15 protein-coding genes and 1 tRNA gene are annotated in these 21,246 nt (G+C 35.1%); 6 read left to right on the top strand and 10 right to left on the bottom strand.

Going from position 1 to position 21,246, the window contains the following annotated elements:
- Nucleotides 1-14 precede the first annotated feature (14 nt).
- The 4 genes from AB8B52_RS07960 to AB8B52_RS07975 all read right to left on the bottom strand — a co-directional run bounded on the left by AB8B52_RS07960 (nucleotide 15) and on the right by AB8B52_RS07975 (nucleotide 6,023).
- Nucleotides 15-3,221, bottom strand: coding sequence for a T9SS type B sorting domain-containing protein (locus AB8B52_RS07960; protein ID WP_406026925.1), 3,207 nt, complete (start codon nucleotides 3,219-3,221; stop codon nucleotides 15-17).
- A 280-nt stretch (nucleotides 3,222-3,501) separates the two neighbouring features.
- A complete protein-coding gene (gene murA / locus AB8B52_RS07965) occupies nucleotides 3,502-4,818 on the bottom strand; it encodes a UDP-N-acetylglucosamine 1-carboxyvinyltransferase (protein ID WP_406026927.1) in 1,317 nt (438 codons plus the stop codon).
- 5 nt (nucleotides 4,819-4,823) lie between these two features.
- Complete coding sequence (locus tag AB8B52_RS07970) at nucleotides 4,824-5,483, bottom strand: DUF4290 domain-containing protein (protein ID WP_406026929.1); 660 nt, start codon at nucleotides 5,481-5,483, stop codon at nucleotides 4,824-4,826.
- Nucleotides 5,484-5,729: 246 nt separating this feature from the next.
- Nucleotides 5,730-6,023, bottom strand: coding sequence for a DUF493 family protein (locus tag AB8B52_RS07975; protein WP_406026931.1), 294 nt, complete (start codon nucleotides 6,021-6,023; stop codon nucleotides 5,730-5,732).
- A 91-nt stretch (nucleotides 6,024-6,114) separates the two neighbouring features.
- On the opposite strand from AB8B52_RS07975, the gene AB8B52_RS07980 reads away from it, so the two are divergent.
- The 5 genes from AB8B52_RS07980 to AB8B52_RS08000 all read left to right on the top strand — a co-directional run bounded on the left by AB8B52_RS07980 (nucleotide 6,115) and on the right by AB8B52_RS08000 (nucleotide 10,731).
- Nucleotides 6,115-6,657 carry an AAA family ATPase gene (locus AB8B52_RS07980; protein WP_406026932.1) on the top strand — a complete coding sequence of 181 codons (543 nt, stop codon included), beginning with the start codon at nucleotides 6,115-6,117 and terminating at the stop codon, nucleotides 6,655-6,657.
- Nucleotides 6,657-8,552 carry an ATP-dependent DNA helicase RecQ gene (locus AB8B52_RS07985; protein WP_406026934.1) on the top strand — a complete coding sequence of 632 codons (1,896 nt, stop codon included), beginning with the start codon at nucleotides 6,657-6,659 and terminating at the stop codon, nucleotides 8,550-8,552. The genes AB8B52_RS07980 and AB8B52_RS07985 overlap by 1 nt, the downstream gene beginning before the upstream one ends.
- Nucleotides 8,549-9,508, top strand: coding sequence for a methionyl-tRNA formyltransferase (fmt, locus tag AB8B52_RS07990; RefSeq protein WP_406026936.1), 960 nt, complete (start codon nucleotides 8,549-8,551; stop codon nucleotides 9,506-9,508). The genes AB8B52_RS07985 and fmt overlap by 4 nt, the downstream gene beginning before the upstream one ends.
- Before the next feature lie 197 nt (nucleotides 9,509-9,705).
- Complete coding sequence (locus tag AB8B52_RS07995) at nucleotides 9,706-9,978, top strand: HU family DNA-binding protein (protein WP_406026937.1); 273 nt, start codon at nucleotides 9,706-9,708, stop codon at nucleotides 9,976-9,978.
- Between the two features lie 198 nt (nucleotides 9,979-10,176).
- Nucleotides 10,177-10,731 (top strand): YqgE/AlgH family protein, encoded by a 555-nt coding sequence (locus AB8B52_RS08000; RefSeq protein WP_406026939.1) that lies wholly within the window; start codon nucleotides 10,177-10,179, stop codon nucleotides 10,729-10,731.
- A 363-nt stretch (nucleotides 10,732-11,094) separates the two neighbouring features.
- On the opposite strand, the gene AB8B52_RS08005 is transcribed toward AB8B52_RS08000, so the two are convergent.
- On the bottom strand, nucleotides 11,095-11,949 hold the full coding sequence (locus AB8B52_RS08005) for an aminotransferase class IV (RefSeq protein ID WP_406026941.1): 855 nt from the start codon (nucleotides 11,947-11,949) through the stop codon (nucleotides 11,095-11,097).
- Nucleotides 11,950-12,017: 68 nt separating this feature from the next.
- Entirely contained in the window at nucleotides 12,018-12,410 is a 393-nt protein-coding gene (locus AB8B52_RS08010) for an START-like domain-containing protein (RefSeq protein WP_406026942.1), read from the bottom strand.
- 130 nt (nucleotides 12,411-12,540) lie between these two features.
- Here AB8B52_RS08010 and AB8B52_RS08015 point away from each other — a divergent pair.
- A tRNA-Met gene (locus tag AB8B52_RS08015) sits at nucleotides 12,541-12,614 on the top strand.
- 75 nt (nucleotides 12,615-12,689) lie between these two features.
- Here the strand turns inward: AB8B52_RS08015 and AB8B52_RS08020 are convergent.
- From AB8B52_RS08020 to AB8B52_RS08035, 4 genes are all read right to left on the bottom strand, one after another.
- Complete coding sequence (locus tag AB8B52_RS08020) at nucleotides 12,690-13,121, bottom strand: DUF2452 domain-containing protein (protein WP_406026943.1); 432 nt, start codon at nucleotides 13,119-13,121, stop codon at nucleotides 12,690-12,692.
- Nucleotides 13,122-13,288: 167 nt separating this feature from the next.
- A complete protein-coding gene (locus AB8B52_RS08025) occupies nucleotides 13,289-14,050 on the bottom strand; it encodes an NYN domain-containing protein (RefSeq protein WP_406026945.1) in 762 nt (253 codons plus the stop codon).
- An 89-nt stretch (nucleotides 14,051-14,139) separates the two neighbouring features.
- Nucleotides 14,140-15,144, bottom strand: coding sequence for a PorP/SprF family type IX secretion system membrane protein (locus AB8B52_RS08030; RefSeq protein WP_406026947.1), 1,005 nt, complete (start codon nucleotides 15,142-15,144; stop codon nucleotides 14,140-14,142).
- A gap of 7 nt (nucleotides 15,145-15,151) precedes the next feature.
- Nucleotides 15,152-21,019: a PKD domain-containing protein gene (locus tag AB8B52_RS08035; RefSeq protein ID WP_406026949.1), complete on the bottom strand. Its 5,868-nt coding sequence runs from the start codon at nucleotides 21,017-21,019 to the stop codon at nucleotides 15,152-15,154.
- Nucleotides 21,020-21,246 lie beyond the last annotated feature (227 nt).

Raw genomic sequence — 21,246 nt, forward strand, 5'->3', positions numbered from 1 at the left:
AGTCATGCACAAAATCACCGCTTCAAAGTAAAATGACCTTTATGGGTTTTGCCATGAGCACGTTCTACAACAAACCAATAATCGCTTGTCGGCATAATTTCTCCATTATAACGGCCATCCCAACCTGTATCAATACCTCTAAATACAGTTAATAGTTTTCCGTAGCGGTTGTAGACATAAATTTTTAAACTAGGTTCAAATTCTGCTCCTAAAATTTGCCAATATTCATTAACATTATCACCATTTGGTGTGAAGAACTTCATATAATTTAAAAGATAAACCTGTTGCGTTACGACACCACATTCATTTTTATCCCTTACAAAAACCATATAATCGCCTGTTGGTAAATTGATAAATCTATTTTCTGGTTGGTAATTAATACCATCTAAGGAGTATTGATAATCACCAAATCCTGAAACATTGATGGTGATTGAATTACCATTAAGGGAAAAATCTTCAGTTTCAATCGATTCAATAGTGGCAATTCCTGAAACATCTACAGAAAATGATTTTGTTGCTTCACAAGAAAAATCACTGTAGTTTTCTGAAACCGTAACACTATAATTTCCTGCACTGCTCACCACTATTGAAGACGATGATTCACCAGTAGACCAAAGGTAACTAGAGTAGCCTAAGCCAGCCGAAAGCGTCACAAAACCACCATCACAAAGTGTTAAAACCTCATCTGGTCCTAATTGCGGAATATCACCAACTATTAATTGAAAAGATGCGGTTTGGTAACAAATGTCTAGTGTATTATGATCCAATCTGGCATAAATGGTCTGAGGATTTATGGAATTTTCGAAATTTTCTGGAATAGGATTGCTGCCTTCATCTGCATCATTCTGATTTAAATGATACGTCACGGTAATCACTTCAGGATTTTGAATTCCTAATAAGGTGTCATTCTGCTGAGCCAAATCGAAAACGGCTTGTCCGTTTCCTAAATCACTACAAACCACTATATCTGAAGGTGTACCAACACTGACCACAGGTAATAAATCTTCTAAATTCACCGTTATGGTTTCAATGCTTCCGCAAACATCTTCTACTCTAATTTCATAAATATCCGGATTTAAATTAGTGAAAATATTATCACTCCCATTTTCAATTACTACAGGTGAAACAATTGAAAACTGATAAGGTGCCACACCCAAAACGTCTACCAAAATATCTGATGGACCTGATCCGCCTTCGCAATTAAGGTTAAAAACATCCTTTATAATTAAATCTGACACCACTTCAAATTCTGCAAAAATATCTAAACACCGTTCATCAGGATTAGGGTTATTGAAGGGCTGAAAAACTTTAATCAATCTAAAATTTCCTGTCACGAAAATGTTTAATAGCGTTTCATTATTTTCGAGTGCAATAGCATTTGAAACATTAGGTATCTCACCTTCCGTATAAGGTACATTTGTATTGGGATGCACCCAACGATCACTTTCTTCTGAGTACACTTGTAACCAATACGTTTGGTCAAAAACAGAAGTGTCGTTGTCGAAAATACCAAGATCAAAAGAGCCACAATTGCGTTGTACGTTATAAATGGATGAATCGCTTTGATAAGCTACAATAGTTTGCTCAATGCTAAATTCATTCTCGCAAGTATCGCTAAATTCTATGGTATAAGTGCCTTCTGGCAAACTATCAACATAAAATACACCAGTTGATAATATGTTGGCACTATAATCAAAAGGTAATGCCTGCGTAAATGTTTCTGGTGCTTCTGTTACAACAATACTCTGAATGCTACCAATAGGACTTGCTATTCTTAAAGTACCTGTTTCTGTGGCACAATTAGGAGTAGTAAAAACAGTTGGTGATACATCGTATTCAATTGAAACATTAATCTCTAAAACATAGATAGTATCGCATTCATCGATCAGTTCTAAGGTATAATCTCCTTCTGGTAAATTTTCAATAATCAAAATTCCGTTTTCTGTAATTGAGTCTGATACAGCATCAGGAATGGTATTCTCATAATTTTCTGGTGCGTCTGTAAATATTGCTGAGACAATATCCCTATCTGGTATATTTACATTCAACGTTGCAAAAAGTGGATTACAGCCTCCGTTTGAAACTGAGATTTCTGGTTCAATTTCCTCTTCTATCAATTCAATGGTTGCAGTACCTGCTCTGTCGCAGGCATCTGTTACAAGAACACTATACATACCAAACGGTAAGCTACTATCTTCTTCACCAAAGCTAATATTTGATTCCGTGTAAATACCATCAGTGCTATTGTTATGTGCCAAAGGATCGAAACCCTCAGGTGCTTCCGTAAATTCTAAAGTATAAGGCGGTAAAACATTAGTCACATTAATATTAAGATTGAATCCACAAAAGCTAGCAACCATAGACATATTAACCTGAGGGTTTGGATCTATTACATTAATCACCGAAACCATATTACCACATTGATCTTCTACTATCACTTCGATCTCAAAACTTTGGTCTTCGTAATTAGCAATTGTTTCTGTAGCTTCTAACTCCAAATCTGCACCAGTTTGATACGTCTGTTCAAAAGTTAAGGGAGTTGAATCATCTGGCGGAAATATGACGTAATTTACAGAAATTGGATAAACCAGTCCTCCACCATTACCTGCTGCAATTACATTTGTAATTGTTACTTCTGTACAATTATCTAAAACACCAGATGGTATGGTATTACTAACCGTAAACGTAGTACTACCAATTAACAAGGTAAATGTTTTAGTGAGCGCATTGTTACAACTATCAAAAACACGAATCACATACGTGCCTTCAACAAGACCACTAAAGCTATTTTCTGTTTGTAAAGGTGCCGTTATAGGACCTGATATAATTTCATATAATTCAGCCGTTCCATTGGTAATATTAATCACCAAACCTGCCGTGTTACAATCACCAAAAAAGGCTTGTTCTATGTCGTAATCTAAGGCAGAAATTGAATTATTAATAGTAATATCAGCACTTTGTGTGTTTTGAGCATTACCCAAAGTTTGCATGGCTTCTACCCTATAATCTCCACTGTCTAAATTTGTAAACGTATCGGCTGTGGTCTGTGCAATCGGAGTATTTGAATCGGGATATAAGTACAGTGTGTAAGTCACCGTCGCATTTTCTGTAATTCCGGAAACGGTCATTGAAATAGATCCATTACCAGCGCAAGTTTCATCTATGGCGGAAACTGTAAAATTAAAATCGTTCAATTGACAAAACACAGTGTGGCTTATCATTAAAAACAATGCGAAAAAATAGTGCTTTAGAGGGATATTAGCATTCATCAATTTAAGAATTCGCTTCTTCTATTCTAAGATACGTCTAATTCATTATTAACTTGTAAATTACCTGTTAAAATTAGTAGTATTTATGCTGAATGGCTGTTTTTTAAATTGAATGCCTCTGGAGATTTTCTGGTTTCATTAGAACATTTCAGACTTTTGCAAACGCATAGAACCAAAAAAAACCTCTGAAAACAGAGGCTTTTTTTTAAATATTTAAAATGGTTAAAGACTATTAATTTCCTTCAACACGAACAATCTTAGCTCCAATAGCTCTTAAACGTTCGTCTATATTTTCGTAACCACGATCTATTTGTTCAATATTATGAATGGTAGAAGTACCTTTGGCTGATAAGGCTGCAATTAATAAAGAAACACCTGCTCTAATATCTGGAGAGGTCATGGTTGTTGCCTTTAATGTCGACTTAAAATCGTGCCCAATAATGGTCGCTCTATGCGGATCACAAAGGATGATCTTTGCTCCCATATCAATTAATTTATCAACGAAGAACAAACGACTTTCAAACATTTTTTGGTGCACCACAGCACTTCCTCTGGCTTGGGTTAAAACGGTTAAAATGATACTCAATAAATCTGGAGTAAATCCAGGCCACGGAGCATCTGCAATCGTTAAAATTGAACCATCGATATAATTTTGAACTTCATAACCGTTGGTATGCGCTGGTATATGAATATCATCACCTTGACGCTCTACTGTAATTCCTATTTTTCTGAAGACGTTTGGTATTTGACCTAAATCATCCCAACTCACGTTAGTAATTGTTAATTCGCTTTTGGTCATTGCTGCTAAACCGATCCAACTGCCAATTTCAATCATATCTGGTAACATTCTGTGGTCTGTTCCACCAAGACTATCAACGCCTTCAATAATTAACATGTTAGAACCTACTCCAGAGATTTTGGCTCCCATGCGATTCAACATTTTACATAATTGCTGTAAATATGGTTCGCAAGCAGCATTGTAAATCGTCGTTGTACCTTCTGCTAAAACTGCAGCCATAACAATATTTGCCGTACCTGTTACTGATGCTTCATCTAAAAGCATATAAGTGCCTTTTAGTCGGTCTGCCTCAACACCATAAAACAAATCTTCTTTATTGTAACGGAACGTTGCACCAAGATTTATAAAACCTTCAAAATGTGTATCTAAACGACGACGACCTATCTTGTCACCTCCTGGCTTAGGAATATACCCTTTACCAAAACGTGCTAATAAAGGACCCACAATCATAATTGAACCTCTTAAACCTTTACCGTCTTCTTTAAATTCTGCCGACTCTAAGTATTTAAGATTTACTTCATCCGCCTTAAATGTATAAGAACCTTTACCAACTTTACTGATTTTTACTCCCAACTTTCTTAATAAAGCAATGAGTTTATTTACATCAATAATATCTGGTATGTTGTCTATCTTAATTTCTTCGGCAGTTAAAAGCACTGCACATAAGATTTGTAAAGCTTCGTTTTTTGCTCCTTGAGGTTGAATCTTTCCTTTTAGTTGGTGGCCTCCTTCAATTTTAAATGTACTCATACGTTTTAGTAACGTTTTCTGTTATTAGAATATTTTTTCTTGCCTGTATTATTGCTCTTCTTATTTGAGCTACTCTTGCTACCATATTTAGATTTGGTACGCAATAAACTTGTAGAATCACTTAAATCTTCTTCACTGTCTTTTAGGTCTATTTTACCATCAGATAATTCAAATAAATGATTAAAAATCACTGCATCTTCAACGGTATCTTTGTTCCAGTTGAGGAAGCACTTTTTCATGTGATTAGCAATGGTATATTTAAGCGCTTCTTTGAGTTCTCCTTCTTCCCAACTGCAGGCCACATCAATCATGGTTTTTATGTTGTTACCATAAAAACGATATTTCGGATGGTTTTGCGGATATTTTAAAGGTTCAGGTTTAGCTTGTATTTCTTCTTTTGAAGGTAATCCGTACGGAGACTCTACATCAAAATCAAAATCAGCCATAATAAATAACTGATCCCATAATTTGTGTTTAAAATCTGGTACATCTCTTAAATGAGGTTGTAGATTTCCCATTACAGAAATAATGGCGTTTGCTAAATTGTTGCGTTCTTCTTTCGTTTCGCGAGACTTAGCATAATTAATCATCTTTTGCAGATGACGTCCATACTCTGGTATAATTAAATGTTCGCGCTCGGTATTGTATTCTAAATCGTCAATCAAAATTGTAAAATGTGTGTAGTAAATAATTTTAAACCCGTAGTCTCTAGGTTTTGTTGCAAAGTACAAAAAATAACGAAGTGTTAAACAAATATTCTGTGCAAATTATGCATTATCCGCTGATGAAAAAAAAATAGAATAAACATGCTTCTAAATATGCTCTCATCTTTATGTGAAAATACCCTATTACAAATTCAATTTTAAGACAGATTACATTTCAAAAAAAGGTCACTAAGTCGTTTGTTTTGTCTAAAGAGAAATAACACCTTCAACCTTCTCTGCGACTTCCTTATATTTAGCAATCACTGCTTCGGGATTTTTCATTCGTACATTGATAGAAACGCTGGTGTATTTTCCTTTTTTAGATTCATTTGTGGTAATCACCGCACCTAAATTATCAAAAAGTGCTTCAATCTCATTAACACCAGAACTTTTAGACAACACGATAAACTTATATAAATATTCAGCTGGCCAAAGGGTTGTATCGTAGAGTTGCGACTTTAATTTTTCGTAAAATTCGTCTGTATTTTTTGAACTATCCATGCTAAAAATTTTCAAATGCAAAGATACATTAAGTTTAGATTTTAAGGTTTAAATTTTTATACCGAATTTTACATGATAAAACAGTCTTAATTTGAATCCGAAAAAAGTTGTCATCGCAGGTGGTCCAGGTACCGGAAAAACCACCATTATCAATGCCTTAAAACAGCGTGGTTTTTTGTGCTACGATGAAATTTCTAGGCAAATCACCTTGCAAGCAAGACAAGATGGTATTGAGCAACTTTTTTTAACCGAACCGCTTTTATTTAGTCAAAAGCTTTTAGAAGGCAGAACACAACAATTTAAAGATGCTGCCCAAGAAACAGAAGCGACTGTTTTTTTAGATCGAGGTTTGCCAGACGTCATTGCCTATATGGATTATATTGGAGATACTTACCCTAAGCCTTTTATTGACGCTTGTGAAGCCCATACTTACGATGCTATTTTTATTCTGGCACCATGGCAAGAGATTTTTACAAGTGATAGCGAACGGTATGAAAACTTTGAAGAAGCTATAGAAATTCACCATCATTTATTAGACACTTATAAGCGTTTTGGTTATGAGTTAACTGATGTGCCCTTCGGAAATGTAGACTCTAGAGTCGATTTTATTTTAGAGTCCTTAAATTTGCAGTAATGCATCCTATAGAAGTTTTAGAACGGTACTGGAATCACACATCCTTTAGACCGCTACAAGAAGAAATTATTTCATCGGTTTTAGACCATGAGGATACTTTTGCCTTATTGCCAACTGGTGGCGGAAAATCAGTTTGTTTTCAAATTCCTGCGCTTATCCAAGATGGTATCTGTATTGTAGTGTCTCCTCTAATTGCTTTAATGAAAGACCAAGTGACTACCTTAAAAGAAAAAGGGATTAAAGCCATTGCCTTAACTTCTGGCATGGCTTACAAAGACTTAGACACGCAATTAGACAATTGTATTTATGGCAATTATAAGTTTTTATACCTCTCACCAGAACGCTTGCAACAAACCTTAGTACAACAGCGTATTCAGCAAATGCAAGTTAATTTAATTGTGGTAGATGAAGCGCACTGCATTAGTCAATGGGGAAATGATTTTAGACCTGCCTATAAAAACATCACTATTTTACGTGAGCTTCATCCGCATGTCAATTGCATTGCACTTACCGCAACGGCAAAACATAATGTGATTGATGATATTGTAAACAACCTCGATTTTATAAACCCAAACATCTTTAAGGCTTCATTTTTACGACCAAATATTGGGTATAATGTGACGCATACCGATGATAAATTATTTCAATTAGAACATCTTCTAAAAAGTAATCCTGGTGCTTCCATTATCTATGTTAGAAACCGAAAGGCCACAGTGAATATTAATAATTTTCTCAATGCTAAAGGCTTGTCTTCAACATTTTATCATGGTGGCATAACTAATAAAGAGAAGCAAGACCGTTTACAACAATGGACTAATGGGCAAAAAGATATTATGGTAGCCACTACGGCTTTCGGAATGGGAATTGACAAAGCCAATGTAAGAACTGTTATTCATTTTAATTTACCCGAAAGTTTAGAAAGTTATTACCAAGAAGCTGGCAGAGCTGGTAGAGATGGCAAATTGGCTTATGCCACTATTTTAAAGCAGCATATCGATGAAGATCATTTACGCAGTCAGTTTCTTAGCACTTTACCGTCTGTAGCTTTTGTAAAAACAGTTTATAATAAGTTGTGTAACTATTTTCAAATCTCATATGGTGAAGGTGAAAACATGACGCATCAATTCGATTTTAAATCATTTTGTAACGTTTACAAGTTGAACACCAGTATTACGTATAATGCACTTTTATTATTAGACCGAAATGCCATTATTACCTTAACGCAACTATTCAATTTTAGAACAAAAATTCAGTTTACCACCTCGAATGCCGTTTTATTTAAATATTTAGAAACGCATCTCGACCTAAACCTATTAGTAAAAGTGCTGCTTAGAACCTATGGAGGTATTTTTGATTACGAAACCAAAGTGAACCTTAGTTTGGTGCTTCAGAAAACAAAACTATCCGAAAAACAGGTTATTGAACAATTACAACGCTTAGAAAAAGACGAGGTGATAAGTCTTAACATGGCAAATACCGATTCTGAAATCACATTTTTGCAACCACGTGAAGATGATATCACCATTAACCCAATCGCAAAAACTATAGAACAGCAGCATACTTTAAAACATCAGCAAATTGAATCAGTTTTAGCCTATATTAAAAACGATACCGTTTGTAGAAGCCAACAACTTTTATATTATTTTGAAGAAGCGTCGAACAAGAACTGTGGTAAATGTTCGGTTTGTATGGCTAAAGCAGTAGCTTCAAATACGCTATTAAAGGCATCTATTGCGCATCAAATTTTAAAAAAGTTAAAAGATAAGCCTTTATCTTCGCGCCAATTATTACAAGAACTTCAATGTTCTGAAAAGGTACTTTTAAAAAGTATTTCAGAATTAATAGAAACAAAACAAATCATCTTAACACACGCTAACACCTATTCCCTTATATGAGTTCAACACGCAATTTACGGATCTTATTTATGGGCACACCAGATTTTGCGGTGGCCACATTAAAAGCACTACTTGAAAATGACTATAATGTTGTTGGTGTTATAACAGCACCAGATCGTCCTGCTGGTCGTGGTCAAAAATTACGAGCATCGGCTGTAAAAGCGTTTGCTTTAGAGCATCATCTCAACATTTTACAACCAACAAATTTAAAAGCTAACGCTTTTATTGAAGAATTAAAAGCACTAAATGCCAATTTGCAAATCATAGTTGCCTTTAGAATGTTACCTAAGGTGGTTTGGCAAATGCCAGAATATGGCACGTTTAACCTACATGCATCATTACTACCACAATATAGGGGTGCAGCACCTATTCATTGGGCAATTATTAATGGTGAAACAAAAACAGGAGTCACTACGTTTTTTATAGATGAAAAAATAGATACTGGTGCTGTAATACAAAGTGAAGCCACAGCCATAGGTTCAAAAACAACCGTTGGCGAATTGCATGACGACTTAATGGAAATTGGAAGCAAACTGGTTGTTGAAACTGTGAAACAAATTGCAAACAATGAGGTTAGCACTAAAATACAACCACAATCCGAAGACTTAAAAACAGCTTACAAACTAAATAGAGACAATTGTAAAATTGATTGGTCGCAACCTATAGACCTTATTTATAATAAAATTAGAGGCTTAAATCCGTTTCCTGCAGCTTGGTGCTTTTTAGATAATGGTGATGACGAAACTTTAAGCATTAAACTATTTGGAGTGGAACAACAAAAAGAAAGTCACACTTATAATGCAGGACAATTAATTTCAACAAAAGATGAGTTAAAAGTCGCTTGCAAAGGAGGTTATATAAATATTCTTGAAATTCAGCTTCCAGGAAAACGAAAACTGGACGTAAAATCGCTTTTAAATGGGTTTAATTTTTCTGAATCCGCAAAACTGCTCTAAACCCTTATTATCATTGGTTTTGCTAAAAATCCGACGAAATACACATCCTTTATTAACAAATGTTATAAGTTATTAACAAAAAGCCGTATTTCCCTTGCTATTACTTGTGTAGCTGAATATTCCTAATAATTTTGTCTAAGGATTTTAAGAACAACAATTTTAAAACCGAATTTTTAATAATTTAAAAGAAATATTTTATGAACAAAACAGATTTAATCAACGGGATGGCAGAGAATGCTGGAATTACAAAAGCAGCAGCAAAAAAAGCATTAGACTCTTTATTAGTTGATATCGAAGGATCTTTACAAAAAGGTAACAGAGTATCTTTAGTAGGATTTGGTTCTTGGTCAGTGACTAGAAGAGCTGCAAGAGATGGAAGAAACCCACAAACTGGAAAGACGATTCAAATTAAAGCTAAAAATGTAGTAAAATTTAAGGCAGGTTCTGACTTAAGTGGAGCTGTAAACTAAAACATTTTTTGTTTAAAATACAAAGCCTGCTCATTGAGTAGGCTTTTTTTTGTGCTCATTTTTAAACGGTTTAAAATTATACATTATCATTAAAAACAAAAATAGAGAACGAACTAGTTACACATTAGGTCGACCAAAAGTTGTTTTTTAAGCAAAAAAAACATAGATTTAGATATCTTAACATATCAAAAAGCGAAAATGAGTAAACCTGAAAAAGGCAATTTACTAATTGCTGAACCATCCATAATTGGTGATCTTTCATTTAATCGTGCTGTGATTCTTCTAGCAGATCATAACGCTTTAGGTTCCGTTGGGTTTATTTTAAACAAGCCATTAAACTACAATCTCAAAGACCTTATTGAAGGTACAGAATCGGAATTTCCAGTTTATAACGGAGGTCCTGTAGAGCAGGATAATCTTTATTTTATTCATAAATCACCAGAATTAATACCTAATAGCATTGAAATATCGAATGGTATTTTTTGGGGAGGCGATTTTGCCGTAGTGCTTAACCTTATTAATGAAGGAGATATTTCTACTGACGATATTCGTTTCTTTTTGGGCTATTCTGGTTGGGACGAACAACAATTAGATAGCGAACTGAAGTCTCATGCTTGGCTCATCTCTGAAAACATCTACAATAAAGATATTATTTCTAAATCGTGCATATCGTTTTGGCGCGAAAAAATGCTAGAGCTGGGTGGTGATTATAGCATTTGGTCTAACGCTCCGGAAAATCCTAGTTATAATTGAAGTTGAAGGTGAAGACCAAGATGAAGATGAAGATGAAGTAGAATACGAAGTCTAGTTGGATATTTTGGCTTCATTGAAAAAACTTGACACTAACTTTAATAATTTTCATAAATTTTTATGGAGTCATCATCACTCTAAAATAGAGAACACACTATTCAATTTGAAAGAAAATAAATTCAGTACACCTTTTTACTAATTGTTAAACTGAGATACATATAAAAGGCAGAGTATTTAGTAGAAAAATGGTGTTATCAATCACTATTTTTTCAACGTCAACCCAAATAAGAAATAACAAAGGCCATTCAGATTTTCGATTTCATCGTCGGCTTCGTCTTCATCTTCATCTTCATCTTGGTCTTCAATTCACGACAACAACCTCAACTTCGCATTTAACTTCTTGATAAGACCTTGCGCAAAATCACTTCCATATTCTTTTTTACGATATTTTGTAATTGGCACAATGCCCTTAATGACGTTGGTTACAAACAATTCGTCTGATTTTTGAAGTTCAAACGGACTTATAGATGCTTCCTCAATAATAACATTGACATCTTTAGATAAAAGTTCTAATATTTGCTTTCGCATAACGCCTTTTAAACAACCATCTTCTAATGGTGGTGTTTTAATTTTATCTCCTTTTACTAAAAACAAGTTGCCGTTTAAAGCTTCAATGACACTTTTGTTAGTGTTTAGAACCAAGCAATTATCAAAATCATTCTCTTTAGCATAAATACTTCCTATGACTTGTATGGCTTTATTATTAGATTTTAATCCTGAAAGTAATCCTGGTGCCATAAAATAATCTTTATACAGATCTACCACGTAAGACGCATCCGCATCAATAGTATAAAACGGATTAGCATGCGGCTCTGTACTAATATTAAATTGCACTTTCGCCTCATTTGACGGTAAATATTTTCCACCTTCACCTCTATCCACGTTAAGTCTTACGCGAGACGCAGCGTTTAATAAATCGTTTGCTTCAAGCGTTCTTAAAATCTCAGATTCTAGAAATTCCATCGTAAAATTCATAGGAATATCCATTCTAAGAATTCGCATAGACGCCATTAATCTGAAATAATGGTCTTCCCAGAAAAAAATATGTCCATTGACAACTTTTAAAGTTTCAAAAAGTGCGTCGCCATAATTATAACCTCTATTGTGAACTGTAAGTTTTGCTTCTGAAGGTAAAAGCAATGTGCCGTTAAAATTTATCATAAAAAAAGTCTCGATTTAGTTTTAAAAATAAATCGAGACAAAGATATGATAGAATACTTAGTTAGCTCTTATGCGGAACCTAAAACTTGTTTCAGACTTGAAATTTGGTTATCCCAAAGCATCTTGCCTTCTTCCACTTCGTCATCTTCAGCAAAATCTGTAATCATCAGTGAGACATCTTTGGTAATTTCGTCTACTTGTATGCGAATTTCAAAATAACAGTTTACACCATCTTCATCGTCACTTAACCAACGAAATTTAATACGCTCACCACTTTTTTTGCTCAATAATTTTGCTTGCTCCTCTGAACCATCCCAAATAAAGGTAAATAGCTCACCACGAGAGTTTACATTATCTGCAAACCACTCTGACAAACCAGAAGGTGTTGATATATATGTATATAATAGGGCTGGAGATGCCTGAATAACAAACTCCATTTCAAATTTTACTTTATCGTCCATAACTGCATTATATTATGTGCTCAATATATACAATTATAGAAGAATTAAGAACTTTAAATTAAAAATTATTTTTTTAGAATGTTATGTTTGCTGTCGTAGAATTTGTTTCTATATTTGCAGCCGAAATAATGGCGAGGTAGCTCAGTTGGTTAGAGCGTCGGATTCATAACCCGGAGGTCACGAGTTCAATTCTCGTTCTCGCTACAATAAAAAACCCAAAACAGCTGTTTTGGGTTTTTTTATAGACTAAACACTAGTCAAAATAAGATGAAGTGTCTCTTACAAAGTTGTGGTAAGATCCTCTGAATCTTCTACTTTTTTCCAAACAAATTCACTATTGATAACAAAACTACCGATAAAATCGAAATTACATTGTGATGGTATAATGATGGATAAAAATGGTTTCTGATTTTTATCACGATACAAATGATACGTTTCACCAACAATAGGCTCAAAAGTATATCGCGAATTATAAACCAGCGTATTGTACTCGAGCTCTTTCATCATTTTTTCGTATTCAGCCTTTAGCTCAATATACTTGGCTTTAATTTGCTTGTTGGCCTTGTGGATATTTCTATTTTTCCAAGTAGAATTGTCCGTAACTATTATTGACGGAGCACCAACACTCGTGGCATAAGGTTTTAAAGCAGCATCATAACGCTGGGAATCTTCATTAAATACAATCTGATCTGGTTTCTTGTCTTTAGACATGGCTGCAATTCTTTTTTTGCAAAGATAAGCACCTTAATTGTTCTGCTAGACAAAGACAATTTAATTTTTTGTTAATTGAATTTATGCCTTTATCAAATAAACACTCAGTATTGCACTCAATTTTCAGCAAAAGACCTCATGTTTATAGGGAAACTACTAAGGCTTTATTAACTCTTTTTACCTTTAGTTTTTAAGGCTTTTAGTTTTACATAAATTAATTTTTTATGACCTCTTGAATCTTCTCGTCGTTCTATTTCGAAAGCAGGTATCGATTTAATTAACGGAGTTAACTTTAGAAACCCGTAATTTCTGGAATCGAAATTGGGTTGTTTTTTTTGAAGTAAACTACCAACATCACCTAAAAATGCCCAACCATCATCATCCGCTACAGCATCGATTGTTGCTGAAATAAATCGGATTTCTTTCTGAGTTATTTTATCGTAAGTATTTTTTGAGGTTGTGGTTGTTTCTGAGGTTTCAGATTCGTTTTCTGTGGTTTGTTGCTTTAAAATTTCGATATAAATAAATTTATCGCAAGCCACAATAAACGGATTTGGTGTTTTCTTTTCACCAATACCATAAACCGCCATGCCTGCTTCTCGCAAACGTGTTGCCAAACGTGTAAAATCACTATCACTAGATACCAAACAAAACCCATCTACTTTTTCGGAATACAGAATATCCATAGCATCAATAATCATGGCAGAATCGGTTGCATTTTTACCTGTAGTATAGCCATATTGCTGTATTGGCGTTATGGCATTTTCTAGCAACATATTTTTCCATTTTGATAAATGTGGTTTGGTCCAATCGCCATAAATACGCTTAATAGTAGGGTTGCCGTATTTGGCAATTTCCTCCATCATTTCTTTTACGTAAGCTGATGGTATGTTATCTCCATCGATAAGTACTGCTAGTTTTATGTCCATAAATTATAAATCTATATTTGTATTTGGTTATAAAGATAATGGCTTTAAAGTGAATAAACAGAACCTCTGCCTTACTATTTTTGTGAATCCTAACGCTTGCGACTGCGATCCGTAGGACAACTGCGACAACGCGACATATAGGTTAGCGAAAACTCATAGACACCATTGGTATTGCCTATATTAGACACATTAGCATCGTAGGATAATCCGAATCTAAAATTGGTGTATTCTAAACCAATGAATCCATTAATTGAAGTGAGTAAATGACTATCATTATCGTTACGAGCTGGGTTTGTAGCTGCTGTGACACCAATTAAAAATTGATTGACTTGAAATAACGATCCAATATCTAAACGGTTATATTCTCCTTGTTGCATGTAGTTGGCCGTCATCATAATCGTATAATCATTTAAAAAAGGGAAACGGTAGTTGCCATGTATGGAGTAGAAAATATCTAAAGGCACGTTTTCATTTCTTAAAAAGGAAATACTAGGACGGTTGAGATGTTTGGCAGAAACACCAAACCAATAAGATGAACCATTGTAACCTACTTTCTCAAATACCAAACCTGAGGATACATCAAAAAAAGCAACATTATCGAGGTTACCGCTAAAAGGATCTGCGGAAACCGGATTAATCACACCAGAATTAATATTAATCTGATCCGCTAAGGTTAAACTGCTAAATCCGATATCCTTAAACCCAAAACCAACTTCGATTGCAGGTCTAAAAAACCAACCTCCACTGAGATTAACGCGATGCATGTAATTTACATTAGCCTGATAATAATTATAGTTGGTAAACGATTCATTTTGCCAAAGTGCATTAAAACCTATACCAGAACCAGAACTGTTTCTGTTTTCATAAGATTTATTAATATAAAAATATTGTGTACTAACCTGTAAATCTAAATTTGGCCATTGCGTACGGCTTAAAATACCAGCGCTAATTCTATCATTATCTTCAAAACCAGAAAAACCAGGATTTATGGTTTCTTGTATGTAATTAGATTGCGTAAATATGGGATCTTGGGCGTTGGAGATTTGTACAAATAAAACCGCAGTTATAATGGCGCTGATTACTTTAATGGTCATTGCTGTTTTATTTGATAAATACAAAAGCTCCTTGTTTAGTTATGTCTTCACCATAAAATGTTTTGGCCGAAAATGTGTAATAGTAATTTCCATTTTCTGCTTCTTCTGTTTTTACCCTACCATCCCAACCTCTAATCGTATCTCCAGACTCCTTATAAATAAGACTTCCCCAAGTATCATAAATATTAATTTCTAACGTATTTAATCCTAAAGACACTGGCGCGAAAAAATCATTAATACCATCTTCATTTGGTGTAAATGCGTCAGGTACTACAATTTTATATCCTTTTTCTACCCTCAGGAATAATTCTTTGGATAAAACGCAACCAAAATCGTAAGTTACCGATTGTGTCACCAGATAATCTCCTGGCACAACATAGGTATGAAACGGATTTTCTTCTGCTGAAAACCTACCATCACCAAAATCCCACAAAATACTTTGATAATTACCTGTGGCTAAATTTATAAATTCAATAGGATCTTGTATGGCATAAACACCATAATTCAAAAAACCAAAAGACGTGGTTTCAAAATCGGGTTCACCAAATGTGATTGTATCTACATTAAAGGTATAATTTGCTGTGCAACCCAAGCTATCTACAACTTCTAAAATAACTAAGCCAGCCTGGTTTGTGGTCATCATTTCGTTATGCTCACCAGTGACTGTTCCACTAGACCAATTGTATTGAAAAGGCGGTACTCCTCCACTTGCACTAGCTATAAATGTTCTGCCAACAATACCATCTTCACAGTCTATATTTGACTGATCTTGCACATTAAGCTCTAATGGTTCAAATCGAGTGACCTCCCAATATCCTTCTACTTCGCAACCTCTTGCATCGGTAATAATTACAGCATAAATATTTGGCAGCAAACCTGTTAAATCTTCAGATGTTTCTCCATTTGACCAAATGACATCAAAAGGTGGTGTTCCGCCTTCAATGAGTAAATTAATACTGCCAGAATTGGTATCTTCACAATTAAGCGCATTTGTGACGTTCGCAGATACTGATAGCGGTACTAAATCAATAATAATAAAACTCTCTTGAATAACGCAAGTAGAACCATCTGTTATGGTTACTTCATATTCACCTGATGACAAATTATTACGTTCCATGCCTGCAGAAGGATCATCAGTCCAAACCAAATTAACAGGATCTACTCCTCCTTGAAAATTAAGTGAAATACTTGCATCATTTTCACCTGCACAAGACATTTGTGTAACTTCTGGATCTATAAAAAAGGCAGGTGGATCAATGATTTCTGTTGTAAATTGTCGCTCACAACCCAAATCATCGGTTATTGTAATTGTATAAAGTCCACCAGATAAATCTGTTTGAGAATTGCCTGTTCCTAAATTACTCCAAGCGATATCATAAGGAGCAACTCCGCCTGAAATATTATCTATTGTAATAGATGCATTGTTGTCTCCGTCACAACTATTTTGTGTTACTGTAAGATCAACTTCAATTTGTGTATTCTGAATAATTTCAACTTGGATCATATCTGTGCAACCCAAACGATCTGTAACCGTAAGATTATAGACTCCTTGAAACAAAGAAGTTATATTTTGACTAGTACTAGTAAAACCATCTGGTCCTATCCAAGCAAAGATATAATCTGTTCTACCTCCTGTCACATCTACAGTAATAGAACCTGTAGCATCGCCAAAGCATAAAACGTTGATTTGTTCTTGCAAGGTAACTTGTAACTCCTGTGGTTCTTCAATATTAAAATCAAGATTTATCGGCCCACAATTATTGCTATCTGTAACAGATATATTATAATTTCCAGGTGCTAGATTTGAAAGATTCTGATCTGTTGAAAATGGCAATCCATCTAAAGTCCAAGAGTACATATAAGGTGGCACACCACCCGAAACTTCTATTGCAATGGTACCATCATTTTCATTAAAGCACGAAATGGTTTCTGGATCAAAATCTACATTACTAAATATAAAAGATGGTGGCTCTGTTATGGTAAAAGTTTCCACATATGGGCAACCGCCATTATCTTGAATATCTAGAACATAAGTACCAGCTTCAAGATTAAAAATATCTTCGTCTGCGCTTGTAAATCCGTTAGGACCTGTCCATAAAATGGTATAATCATCTCCTGTTATAAACGGTACACCACCAAAAATATCAATTTCAATGGATGCTGTATTCGCTTCAAAACATAAATTCTGAATGACGTTTGCATCAATAGAAATGGTTGGGTTAACAGTGACCTCAACTTCAAAATTTTCACCCACACAATTACCTGTAACTGGCGTTATGGTGTAGGTTACGATTGCAGGATTTGAAGTGATATTCTCTAACGCTTCTGAAATTGAAGTTACTGGTGTGCTTTGTACTGTTGTGCCTGTAACGCTTCCTGTTGGCAATATTGTTGGATTAGACCAAGTGTAAACTGTATTTAACGGTACTACATCGCCATTTGTAGTATCTGGTAAATATTCAAATGAATTACCACTACAAATTAAGCGCTGTGCGTCACTAATACTTGCGGTTTCATTAACGATAATCTCTGCGGTTTCAGAAATAATTTCTGAACACCCTCCACTATCAAACGTAATAATTACATAATAATAGGTACTACCAACAGTGTTAACATCAGGATTATAAGTGGCATTATTTGCACCAGTAATTGGAGTGCCTGTTAGTGTGTCGTCATCTGAATTTTGATACCATTGATAAGACGGATTCCCTGTACCATTAGTATATGAAACAAATAAAGGATTCGTAGTCTCTCCTAAACATAACTCGTCTAAAATAGGCTGAGCGTTAAACTGTGCTGAAGCTGTTATCTCAACCTGAGACGTATTACTTGTAACCTCACAACCCGATACATTTTGAGTAATTACCGCATAATAATACAATATGCCAATGGTCGTCGTTGGCGGAGAAAACAGACTTGTAGTGGCATCAGTTATTTCAGAACCAGAGTTATTATTATCTACAGTATTTACAAACCATTGATAGGTTAATTCTCCTAAACCACCTGAGACCGTAACTTCTAAATCATCTGCGTCTGTATTTTGACATAAACTTTGAAATGACAGTGGTTGCATTATAACTATCGGATCTGCAACAACATTTATTTCCGACACATCGCTTACAAGAGTTGCACAACCGTTAGTGGCATAATTCACCTCAACGTAATAATATAAAGTTTCTACTGCAGCCGCCAAAGGAGGAGAATAGGTCGCTGCGATTTCACCGGGAATTAAAGTTCCACCAACATTACTATTTTCGGTATTACTAAACCATTGATAAGTTGGGTTGGCTGCACCTCCTGAAACATCAATAGAAAGTGCTTCTGGATTCCCTCCAATGCAAATCGATTGTGTATTTAAAGGCTGTACATCTATTTGGGTAGTTGGTGCGACTTCAATCACTGCAATATCTGACACTATTGGATTACAACCACCTGTTGAAAATGATATAATGGCATAGTAATAAGTAGTGCCTACTGTATTTGTTAATGGAGAAAATGTTGGATTAATTGCTCCTGCAATGGCCGTTCCTGTCGTGGTATTATTTGCGTTGTTTTGATACCATTGATAATTTGGAGCTCCTGCACCTTGAAAATCTACTGCTAAATCATTTACATTCCCGTTTTGACATACCACACTCGATACAGGCTGTAAAGTGATGAATGGTTCTGGCTCTACAATAATTTCAAATATAACAGGTAAACCTTCACACGCTGGAATTTCAGGAATCACCTCATATATTAACGTAATTGGTTCATTTGTTGAATTGGTAATAGTTTGTGCAGGAATATTATTTGCTGTACCATTAGGAATATAACCTGTAAGACCTGATGGAGCATTTGAAACCCAAGAAAATGTTGCATTTGGGTCATCTGCTGTTAAATTAATAGCAGTTGATGCTACTCCAGAACATATTATTTGTGAAACGTTTGTATTTGTTAACACTGGTGGTTCTACAATAGAAAATAGTTCTGTTACAGTCGTTGTGCCACAATTGTTTGTAACACTAAATGAAATGGTATAATCACCAACCGCAGGATAATTTATGATACCAGGATTTAATTGATTCGATGTTGCCGGAACAGCTCCAGGAAATGACCAGTTATAAGTTATGGTATCCGCAGGATCTGCACAAGAATCTACCATAGCAGTCGGAGTAAAACTAGCAGAACCACAAGTATCTGCAACAGGATCTATGGTTACCGTAGGTGGTTGCCTTACTTCCAGAACTTGCGAGGTTGTAAAATCACCACAAAAATTTGAAGCTGTCATTGTTAATTCATACGTCCCAGCCGTTTCAAATTGAAACGATGGATTTGCCGAAGTTGCATTTGTGCCATTAGTAAAATTCCAATTAGGAGCTGTACCACAAAACGCTTCAGAATAATTCACTTCCCATAAATAAGTTACTGGTGCGCAACTTTGAGATTCGTCCGTTGTATTTGTAGTGGTCACTTCTAAGGACGTGCAGACTTCGTTTACGCTAGTACTAAAAACAGGAACTAAATCTTCTTCAACACAAATGATTCTAACTTCTTCATCTAAGCCACATCGATTTCCTGTTTTTAACGTTACGGCATAGGTTCCAGGATTGGTGAAATTTAAACAAATATTATCTGTTCCTGCTAACCATACACTTGGAGTATCAGAGCCAAAATCATTACCCAAATCACCATTTGTCACCGTAAAACCTGTAGCAGGTACAACGTCCCAAATTACATTTGGGCTCGCATCACAAGAATTCCCTGAACCATTATTTTCATCTCCAATAGAGGTATTGTTAAAACACACCGCTGTATTTGTACAGGCAATGGCTTGACTAGTAAAACTTGCTTCAGGAGCGATAGATACGTATATAGGAACCACTCCGACTGATGATGTACTACAAGGATTTGATGCTACAATTATCGCTGAAAATGAATTTTCATATAAGTTAGTACCATCAGAACTTACTGTACCACAAGACGATTCTACAAAGGTATGCGTAATGGTAGCTGGCGGAGGATGCGTTAATATAAAAGGATCTGAGCCATCATTAAATGTTACGGTATAAATAGTACCAGGTGGATTATTTTCAGTTCCTGTTATAGGGAAGGTTAATGGACTTACATCACAAATGTTCGTACTTCCTGGATTTCCAAGAGAAACTCCTGGATTAGAACCAACAAATACCGTATAATTTGTGACACTAGTACAGCCATTACTTCCTTCAATAGTATAAACTAAATTAAATATCCCAACGTCATAACTGTGTGTGGTTGTGGTCCAGTTTGCTTGATTAAAATCTGGTGAGCCGTCTCCCCAACTAATATTATAATTCACATTAAGTCCTGGTGTGGTTGACAGGTTGGTAAATGTGAAAACAGAATTCATATCGATGCACTGTCTAAACACAGGTAAACCATTAAAAAATGTACCCGATCCTGTGCCGCCTAATGAACCATCTGGTGACGGAATAACCACTATTTGTGTGGTTGCATTTATATTTTGAGAATCGCCATTTCCATCTGCAACTGAAACCAACGTATATGTAAATGTACCAACAGCACTAATATCGGCATTTATAGATACGGAATCATTGGCATCTTCTGTTATAACCGTTTGCAGCAAGCCTCCATTTATTCTATATGTAAATGTGTAAGGCTGCACGCCTAAATCACCTGTAAATGTAATTTGTGGTGGTGGATTCTCATTTTGGCAGACTGTTACATCTCCTCCAGTAATAGTGGCCTCTGGTGGCATTTCAATAGATACAATAGCGTATGAGATATCTTGAGTACTTATATTTAAAATACCCTTTTCTGAAATGGTCAACGCACTGACTACACAAAAAATAAGACCAACAGCCAGTAACAGACCATTTTTCACTTCCCTCATAATATAATAGCTAATCCCTTAAAGCCTTTGAAGTTACTAAAATCTTAGAATTGAAAAATCAAAAACAAGAGTTTGTTAATAAGATGCGACTAAACATGCTAGTTTGTTAATAAATTTTAAGATTTCTCAGTAAAGAGACTATAAATGATTGAGCTAGAGACAACATCTTGGATAATCAGTGCTAACAACACGTCATCTATTCAGCTATTTTTTTCTAATTGATGTAT

This window comes from Winogradskyella sp., assembly GCF_045105575.1.
Classification (GTDB): Bacteria; Bacteroidota; Bacteroidia; order Flavobacteriales; family Flavobacteriaceae; genus Winogradskyella.

Excerpts from the sequence above, each read along its gene's own strand:
- AB8B52_RS07960 (WP_406026925.1), bottom strand. The coding sequence starts at position 3,221 with ATGATAAGCCACACTGTGTTTTGTCAATTGAACGATTTTAATTTTACA.
- murA (WP_406026927.1), bottom strand. The coding sequence starts at position 4,818 with ATGAGTACATTTAAAATTGAAGGAGGCCACCAACTAAAAGGAAAGATT.
- AB8B52_RS07975 (WP_406026931.1), bottom strand. The coding sequence starts at position 6,023 with ATGGATAGTTCAAAAAATACAGACGAATTTTACGAAAAATTAAAGTCG.
- AB8B52_RS07985 (WP_406026934.1), top strand. The coding sequence starts at position 6,657 with ATGCATCCTATAGAAGTTTTAGAACGGTACTGGAATCACACATCCTTT.
- fmt (WP_406026936.1), top strand. The coding sequence starts at position 8,549 with ATGAGTTCAACACGCAATTTACGGATCTTATTTATGGGCACACCAGAT.
- AB8B52_RS07995 (WP_406026937.1), top strand. The coding sequence starts at position 9,706 with ATGAACAAAACAGATTTAATCAACGGGATGGCAGAGAATGCTGGAATT.
- AB8B52_RS08000 (WP_406026939.1), top strand. The coding sequence starts at position 10,177 with ATGAGTAAACCTGAAAAAGGCAATTTACTAATTGCTGAACCATCCATA.
- AB8B52_RS08005 (WP_406026941.1), bottom strand. The coding sequence starts at position 11,949 with ATGATAAATTTTAACGGCACATTGCTTTTACCTTCAGAAGCAAAACTT.
- AB8B52_RS08010 (WP_406026942.1), bottom strand. The coding sequence starts at position 12,410 with ATGGACGATAAAGTAAAATTTGAAATGGAGTTTGTTATTCAGGCATCT.
- AB8B52_RS08020 (WP_406026943.1), bottom strand. The coding sequence starts at position 13,121 with ATGTCTAAAGACAAGAAACCAGATCAGATTGTATTTAATGAAGATTCC.
- AB8B52_RS08025 (WP_406026945.1), bottom strand. The coding sequence starts at position 14,050 with ATGGACATAAAACTAGCAGTACTTATCGATGGAGATAACATACCATCA.
- AB8B52_RS08030 (WP_406026947.1), bottom strand. The coding sequence starts at position 15,144 with ATGACCATTAAAGTAATCAGCGCCATTATAACTGCGGTTTTATTTGTA.
- AB8B52_RS08035 (WP_406026949.1), bottom strand. The coding sequence starts at position 21,019 with ATGAGGGAAGTGAAAAATGGTCTGTTACTGGCTGTTGGTCTTATTTTT.